The sequence below is a fragment of the Pseudomonas sp. BF-RE-22 genome, from assembly GCF_019956155.1.
GTDB lineage: Bacteria > Pseudomonadota > Gammaproteobacteria > Pseudomonadales > Pseudomonadaceae > Aquipseudomonas > Aquipseudomonas migulae.
Genome location: NZ_JAHBDD010000008.1, coordinates 114,792 through 122,218, shown reverse-complemented (window position 1 = coordinate 122,218; position 7,427 = coordinate 114,792). Strand labels below are relative to the sequence as shown.

The window sequence follows — 7,427 nt, the reverse complement described above, 5'->3', positions numbered from 1 at the left end:
CAGTGAAACGATGCATCGCCGATGGTAGTGTGGGGTTTCCCCATGTGAGAGTAGGTCATCGTCAAGATTAAATTCCGAAACCCCAATTGCGAAAGCAGTTGGGGTTTTGTTTTGCCCGCAGGAAAGTGGCGAAAAAAAGGGCAGCCACATTGGCGACCCTTGAAGGCACTGCATTGTCAGTGGAACTTTGGCAGAACGTATTCAGCAATCTCTTCAATAACCTCGGCAACCGGGCGTTCGCTACGACGCACATGCAGACCTACATGTTGTACCCCGGCTTCACGTAATGCCTGAAGCTCATCAATCAGCGCCAACCGCCCGCAAATGCCGCCGAAACGCACACGTCGCATCGGGGCGTGAGGATTGGCTGCCAGATCAAGGTGGACAAAGCTGATGTAAGGTTTATCCCCACCTACCTCGCGCCACAACCCGACTCGACGCCGATGTTCATCTGGCGTACCCGGGTAGGCGAGCCAGCCATCCATGTGCTCACCAATCCATGCGGGTGATTGCTGACCAAGACCTGCCACCAATAATGGAGCCGCTTCATCTCGTTGCGGAAGCAAGTGCGCACCTTCAGGCAGGCGGCCTTCACCCTGGTCGCGCAACAACTCCACCGTGTCGCGAAAAATCTCTCCCCTCTGATCGTAATCCACGCCGAACAACGGATATTCCATCGGTCGGTCACCACTGGCCACGCCAAGCAGTAAACGCCCATCGCTCAACTCATCAACACTGTTTGCTGACTTCAAGGTGAGCCAAGGCTGACGCAATGGAAGTACAACCGCCGCCGTACCCAACATGATGTTGTCGGTGATTCCGGCCAGGTATCCAAGGTAGGAAAAGGTTTCGAAAACCTGTGCGGCATCGCCGAAATTCGGGTCGTAAACCGGTACATCGCGGACCCACAGAGCACGGAACCCAGCCTTGTCCGCCAGCCTCGCCATCGCTGCATGTTGCTTCAGATCCGGAACACCGAAAGGGCGGTCTTCGGCAATTCGTCGGCGCTGGCCGTCGCTGGACCAATCGTTATCCAGTGGCAGCTCCAGCCCAATGGAAAAACCGTTCGAGCCGAGTAATCGTGTAAATCGTGGGTGCATGAAATGACTCCAAAAAGGGAATGACATGCACCCAGTATCCACAGGCCTATCTGCAAGAAAAATGCATGAATCGGAATATCAATTTTGAACAAATCGCACGAGTCAGAAAAAACCAACCGTCGTTTTGGCCCTCAAGGACAACCGTTAGAGGAAATCGCACTAAAGTGACCGCACGGTTTTTGGTATGGTGCAGCTCGTTTTTTTAACGGACTGATTTCAAGCCTACGGATCGGCGCCCCTTTTTAGTTAAAGAGCAGCTGCAGAAATGCCCCAACCGATACCGATCAAGGACCACGAAAAAGAGACGCGCCTGGTCAACAAAAGACTGATGGCTTGCGCCTTGTTCGTCGTCGCTATCACCTGCGCACTGGTGGTGCGCCTGTACGTGCTGCAAGTCGTCGAGTTTGACTATCACTCGACCATCTCCGAAAACAATCGCGTACACGTATTGCCGATCACCCCCACGCGCGGATTGATCTACGACCGCAACGGCGTGGTCCTCGCCGACAACCGCCCCAGTTTCAACCTGACCATCACCCGTGAACGCGCCGCTGACGTCAAAGAGGAGCTGGACGAGGTGGTCAATCTCCTGCACCTGCCCGCTGAAGACCGGACGTTGTTCGACAAGGCGATGAAGCAGGCGCGCCACCCCTTTGTGCCTGTCACGCTGTTCTACGAACTCAGTGAAGAGCAAATCGCCGTACTCGCCGTCAACGAATTCCGCCTGCCCGGAATCGACGTAGAGCCGCAGTTCGTTCGCCATTACCCGATGGGCGCGCACTTCGCCCATTCCATCGGCTACGTCGGTCGAATCAACGAGAAAGAATCCAAGGCCCTGGACACTGTTGAGTACCGAGGCACCCAATCCATCGGCAAGACCGGGATTGAAAAATTTTATGAATCAGAATTGCACGGCCACGTCGGTTACGAAGAAGTCGAAACCAACGCCCAGGGTCGCGTGCTGCGAGTGCTCAAACACACCGATCCGGTGCCTGGTAAAAACATCGTCCTGAGCCTCGACGTCAAACTTCAGGAAGCCGCCGAAGAAGCCTTGGGTGATCGTCGCGGTTCAGTGGTCGCGCTCGATCCATCGACCGGTGAAGTGCTGGCCATGGTCAGCAAGCCAAGCTTTGACCCGAATCTGTTCGTGACCGGGATCAGCTTCAAGGAGTACGCGGCACTGCATGACTCCATCGACCGGCCGCTGTTCAACCGCGTGCTGCGCGGTCTTTATGCGCCCGGTTCGACCATCAAGCCTGAAGTGGCGATTGCCGGCCTGGATGCGGGTGTCGTGACCCCGCAGACCCGCGTCTTCGACCCGGGTTATTACCAGCTCCCGGACTTCGATCACAAGTACCGTAACTGGAACCACAGCGGCGACGGTTGGGTGGACATGGACGCGGCGATCATGCGCTCCAACGACACCTACTTCTACGACCTGGCGCACAAGCTGGGCATCGATCGCCTGCACGACTACATGGCGATGTTCGGGCTTGGCGAGAAGGTCTCGCTGGATATGTTCGAAGAGTCTGCCGGCTTGATGCCGTCTCAGGCCTGGAAGCGTGCCACGCGCCGTCAGGCGTGGTTCCCCGGCGAAACGGTGATCCTCGGCATCGGCCAGGGTTACATGCAGGTCACGCCGCTGCAGCTGGCTCAAGCCACCGCGCTGATCGCCAATAAAGGTGTCTGGAACCGTCCGCACCTGGCCAAGACCGTGGATGGTGTGACGCCAGTGGATGAGCATCCGATGCCAAACATCCTGTTGAAAGACCCGCGTGACTGGGAGCAGGTCAACCACGGCATGCAAATGGTCATGCACGACGCTCGCGGGATCGCCCGAGCGGCGGCCCAAGGTGCCCAATATCGCATCGCCGGGAAAAGTGGTACCGCGCAAGTGGTCGCGATCAAACAGGGTGAGCGCTACAACCGGGCGAAAACCCTGGAGCGGAACCGCGACAACGCCTTGTTTGTTGGCTTCGCGCCAGCCGAGCACCCGAAGATCGTCATCTCGGTGATGATCGAAAACGGCGAGGCCGGCGGTCGCGTCGCCGGGCCTGTGGTGCGACAGATCATGGACGCCTGGTTACTCGATCAGGACGGCCACCTGAAACCGCAATACGCCACGCCGAGCAAACCGCCTGGCGATCCTCACGTTTAACCGATCAAGGCTTCACAGCACAGGCTCACGAATGCTGAGCATGTGCTGGAAGCTTTCGAGGAACACGGTTTCCGCCTGACTCATCTTCTGCTCGCGATTCCACAGCAGCTGAATATCAAAATCCACCACCCCATCCTCCGGCGGCAATCGCCACAGCAACCCTTGCTCGACATCCCTTTTCACCAAATGCGTCGGCAGGCAGCCAATCCCGTAACCTGCGCAAATCAATCGGTAAATCTCTTCGAAGCTCGTCGATGAAGCAACGATCTTGCCGGTAAAACCCTGCTGGTCGCGAAACAGCGTCAGTGGCGAAAGATTTCCGCCGAGCTGGTCGCTGGTGAAACTGACGAAGTTTTCTGCGGCGAGCTGTTCCAGCGTCAGATTCTCTTGTCCGAACAGCCGATGACGCTGCCCGCAAAAGTACGCATAACGCTCGCGGAACAGCACCCGCTGTTCCAGCCGCGGCTGCGGTAAACGACACAGGCCGACGCCAATGGTCGCGGTCTTCTGCAGCAACGAACTGATGATGTTCGAGCTGCCCATCACCTCGACTTCCAGCTCGATTTTCGGGTGGGTTTCATGGAAATCGGCGAGGAACTCGTCGTAATGCCGCGCCTGAACACCGCTGACGGTGAGGATGCGGATCTTGCCGACCACGTCATCGTGACGACTCTCCACCACGGTGCCCAACCGCGAAATATCGCCGTAGATATCCGTCGCAATGCGCAGGACTTCTTCCCCGGTTTCCGTCAGGTCAAACCGTCTCCCGCTACGGGCAATCAACACACATTCCAGTTGTTCTTCCAGCCGTTTCAACGCTTGGCTGACGGCTGACTGCGTGATGTGCAACCGCGCTGCGGCACGGCTCATGCTGCCTTCCTGGCCGATCACAAGGTAGGTGCGCAGCAGGTTCCAGTCGAGACGATCATTCAGAAAACGTCGGCCCACCCAGGGGTTAGTGGAGGTCATGACAATTCCATGTAGTAGCAGTGCTAATAGTAAAGATAAGAATATGAAAATTGACTAATCCTGGCATGGAAGCGATAAAGCCCACAAGCGCCACAGAGCGCAACCGTAAACAGCCTTCAGTACCTGCCCAAAACTATAAATACACAGGGTCCTTGCATGCACACCACCGCACAGCCGCGTCGAGCGGCGGCCGCTGCCTTCATTGGCACGACCATCGAGTTCTACGACTTTTACATTTACGCCACAGCGGCGGCGTTGGTGCTTGGGCAAGTGTTCTTTCCCAGCAGCGACCCGGTGATGAGTACCCTGGCAGCTTTTGGCAGTTTCGCCGTCGGCTTCATCGCCCGTCCCATGGCCGGCATGGTTTTCGGACACCTGGGCGATCGTCTGGGCCGCAAGAAAATGTTGCTGGTGACGATGGCGCTGATGGGCGTGGCAACTGCCGGCATCGGCCTGTTACCGAGCTACGCCAGCGCCGGTATCTGGGCACCGATCGGCCTGATCGTGCTGCGTTTGATCCAGGGCATTTCCGTCGGAGGCGAGTGGGGCGGGGCCGTGTTGATGGCCAGCGAACACGCGCCAGCCAAGCGCAAAACCTTCTACGCATCATTCGCCCAACTCGGCAGCCCGGCCGGTTTGTTACTGGCGTTGATTGCTTTTCGCCTGGTGACATCACTCGAACCCGAAGACTTCCTGGCCTGGGGCTGGCGTCTGCCGTTCCTCGCCAGTGGTGTGCTGATGATGGTCGGCCTGATGATCCGCTCCGGCGTTCATGAGTCGCCGGAATTCGCCAAGGCGCGAGACAACAACGAGACCGCCAAATACCCGGTGAAAGACGTGATTCGCACGTGCTGGCGGCAGATCCTGTTCGCTGCCGCCGCAGTGACCATCGGCTCGGCCGGATTCTTCTTCACCAACACTTTCATGATCACCTACGTCACCCAGTATCAGGGCATCGCACGCTCGACGATTCTCGATTGCCTGTTCCTGGTGACCGTCATTCAGTTGCTCTCGCAACCGCTCAGCGCACTGCTCGCCGAGCGCATCGGCGAAGGTCGTTTTCTCAAGCTCGTTGCGCTGCTGTGTATGGTCACGCCGTACCCGATGTTCTTGCTGGTAGGCACGCAAAACATCCTGTTGATGACCCTCGGCATCGCCCTCGCGGTGGTGATCCTTTCGGCGCTGTACGCGGTGATCGCCGGTTACATGACCCAGGCGTTCCCGGTGCACCTGCGCTACTCGGGCATTTCCATCGCTTACCAATTGAGCTGTGCACTGGCCGGCGGCACCACGCCGCTGATCGGCACGCTGCTGGCGAGCAAGTTTTCCGGACAATGGCTGCCGTTGGCGGTGTTCTTCACCTTGCTTTCGGCCCTGTCCCTGATCGGTGTTTGCGGGCTGGCCCGCCTGCGCGCCAACCCGGTCGTCACCCACGCTGCTAAAGAGGTGTATTCGTGAGTAAACCTGAACACATCGGCCCGGTTGAATGGAAGGCCCGTTGCGAACTGGCTGCGCTGTATCGGCTGGTCGCGCACTTTCGCATGACCGATTTGATCGACACCCACATCACCCTGCGGATTCCAGGGCCTGAGCATCACTTTCTGATCAACCGCTATGGGGTGATTTTCGACCGCATGCGCGCCTCGGATCTGGTGCGCATCGATCAGGAAGGGCGCGTCGTCGATCCGCATTACGAAGGTCATCGGGTCAACGCCGCAGGGTTCGTCATTCATTCGGCGATCCACATGGCCCGTCCGGACCTGAATTGCGTGATCCATACCCACACCGCCGCCGGCATGGCGGTAGCGGCGCAGAAGCAGGGCCTGTTGCCGATCAGTCAGCACGCGCTGAAGTTCTACGGCAAATTGGCGTATCACACCTATGAAGGCATTGCGTTGTCGCTGGATGAGCGCGAGCGGTTGATTGCTGATCTGGGGCCGCACCGGGCAATGATTCTGCGCAATCACGGTTTGCTGGTCGGCGGCTCCGGCGTGGCTCAGGCGTTCCAGGAGATCCACTTTTTGGAGCGAGCCTGTCAGGCGCAGGTGGCGGCGCTGGCCGGCGGTTCAGCGTTGCATTACCCGTCGCCGGAAGTGTGTGCACACACCGCCGAGCAGTTTGACCGCGATGAGCAGGACAACATCATCGACCTGGCCTGGGAGGCCGCTTTAACTCTGATCGAATCCCAGCGCGAGTCCTATCTGTCATGAACACCGTGGTTTTGCTGTCCCGCGACACCTTGCTGCTCAAGCAACTGCAAGCCGCGTTCGCCCGCAGCGCGCCGCAGCTCACCACCGTGCTGGCGGATGATCCGCTGGCCAAAAATGCGCAGATTGCCGCGTGCTGGTTCCCTTTGCCGGGCAGCCTCGCCGCGTTACCGAACCTTCAGGTGATTCACTCGGTGGCGGCCGGCATTGATCACCTCGATCACGACCCGTCGTGCCCGGATCTGCCGGTGTGCCGGGTGGTCGATCCCGGCCACCGTCAGGGCATGACCGAATACGTACGCTGGGCGGTGATTCACTATCACCGTGGTTTCGATCATGTGCTGTTGCAGCAACAGGAGCAGCGCTGGGAGCGGCCGCTGCAACGGGCGGCGGGGCAATTCAAGGTGGGAGTGATGGGGCTGGGATCGCTGGGCAGCGCCATCGCTCAGGATCTGGCCGCTTCCGGTTATGACGTTCGTGGTTGGGCGCGCAGTGACAAGACGATAAACGGCGTGCAGACCTTCGCCGGTGCGGCAAGCCTGAAACCGTTTCTTGAGGGTGTGGAGTTGCTGATCAACTTGTTGCCGCTGACCAGCGAAACCCGCGGCATTCTTGGTCATTCAACTTTCGAACAATTGGCCAATGGCGCTGCGCTGGTGAATTGCGGCCGGGGCGGTCATCTCAATATCGACGACCTCGAACAGGCCCTGAAACGAGGAAAACTGCGCGGCGCGCTGCTGGATGTTTTCGAGCAAGAACCACTGCCGGTTGATCACCGTCTCTGGACAATGCCCGGTGTGACGATTACGCCGCACATGGCTTCGGCAGCCTCCCACGACTGCATTGCCGAACAAGTTGCGGAGAACTTCCGCCGTTTAAATGCCGGCGAACCTTTATTGAATAACGCGGACCGATTACTGGGTTACTGAATATAAAAACTCGCCCACTCAGTTGGGCGATACATAACAACAATCCCTCACTCTCAAACGATTT

Annotated in this window: 6 protein-coding genes; 4 read left to right on the top strand and 2 right to left on the bottom strand. The window is 58.3% G+C overall.

The window, feature by feature from the left end:
• Positions 1-176: 176 nt before the first annotated feature.
• Entirely contained in the window at positions 177-1,100 is a 924-nt protein-coding gene (locus KGA82_RS05650; protein WP_008028013.1) for a TIGR03571 family LLM class oxidoreductase, read from the bottom strand.
• 265 nt (positions 1,101-1,365) lie between these two features.
• Here KGA82_RS05650 and mrdA point away from each other — a divergent pair, with 265 nt between their 5' ends.
• On the top strand, positions 1,366-3,258 hold the full coding sequence (mrdA, locus tag KGA82_RS05645) for a penicillin-binding protein 2 (RefSeq protein ID WP_192228849.1): 1,893 nt from the start codon (positions 1,366-1,368) through the stop codon (positions 3,256-3,258).
• A 12-nt stretch (positions 3,259-3,270) separates the two neighbouring features.
• On the opposite strand, the gene KGA82_RS05640 is transcribed toward mrdA, so the two are convergent.
• On the bottom strand, positions 3,271-4,227 hold the full coding sequence (locus tag KGA82_RS05640) for a LysR family transcriptional regulator (protein WP_008028009.1): 957 nt from the start codon (positions 4,225-4,227) through the stop codon (positions 3,271-3,273).
• A 156-nt stretch (positions 4,228-4,383) separates the two neighbouring features.
• Between KGA82_RS05640 and KGA82_RS05635 the strand changes: the two genes are divergently transcribed.
• From KGA82_RS05635 to KGA82_RS05625, 3 genes are read left to right on the top strand one after another with little or no spacing between them, the layout of a single operon-like run.
• Positions 4,384-5,685 carry an MFS transporter gene (locus KGA82_RS05635; RefSeq protein WP_008028008.1) on the top strand — a complete coding sequence of 434 codons (1,302 nt, stop codon included), beginning with the start codon at positions 4,384-4,386 and terminating at the stop codon, positions 5,683-5,685.
• The gene (locus tag KGA82_RS05630) at positions 5,682-6,437 is read left to right on the top strand and encodes a class II aldolase/adducin family protein (protein WP_008045063.1); all 756 of its coding nucleotides are present in this window, start codon (positions 5,682-5,684) and stop codon (positions 6,435-6,437) included. Before KGA82_RS05635 ends, KGA82_RS05630 begins: the two co-directional genes overlap by 4 nt.
• Positions 6,434-7,363, top strand: a complete 930-nt coding sequence (locus KGA82_RS05625; protein ID WP_223449877.1) for a 2-hydroxyacid dehydrogenase — start codon at positions 6,434-6,436, stop codon at positions 7,361-7,363. Before KGA82_RS05630 ends, KGA82_RS05625 begins: the two co-directional genes overlap by 4 nt.
• Positions 7,364-7,427: the final 64 nt, after the last annotated feature.

Bases quoted from the DNA above. Each gene is read 5' to 3' on its own strand.
- KGA82_RS05640 (WP_008028009.1), bottom strand. From the start codon at position 4,227: ATGACCTCCACTAACCCCTGGGTGGGCCGACGTTTTCTGAATGATCGT.
- KGA82_RS05635 (WP_008028008.1), top strand. From the start codon at position 4,384: ATGCACACCACCGCACAGCCGCGTCGAGCGGCGGCCGCTGCCTTCATT.
- KGA82_RS05650 (WP_008028013.1), bottom strand. From the start codon at position 1,100: ATGCACCCACGATTTACACGATTACTCGGCTCGAACGGTTTTTCCATT.
- KGA82_RS05625 (WP_223449877.1), top strand. From the start codon at position 6,434: ATGAACACCGTGGTTTTGCTGTCCCGCGACACCTTGCTGCTCAAGCAA.
- mrdA (WP_192228849.1), top strand. From the start codon at position 1,366: ATGCCCCAACCGATACCGATCAAGGACCACGAAAAAGAGACGCGCCTG.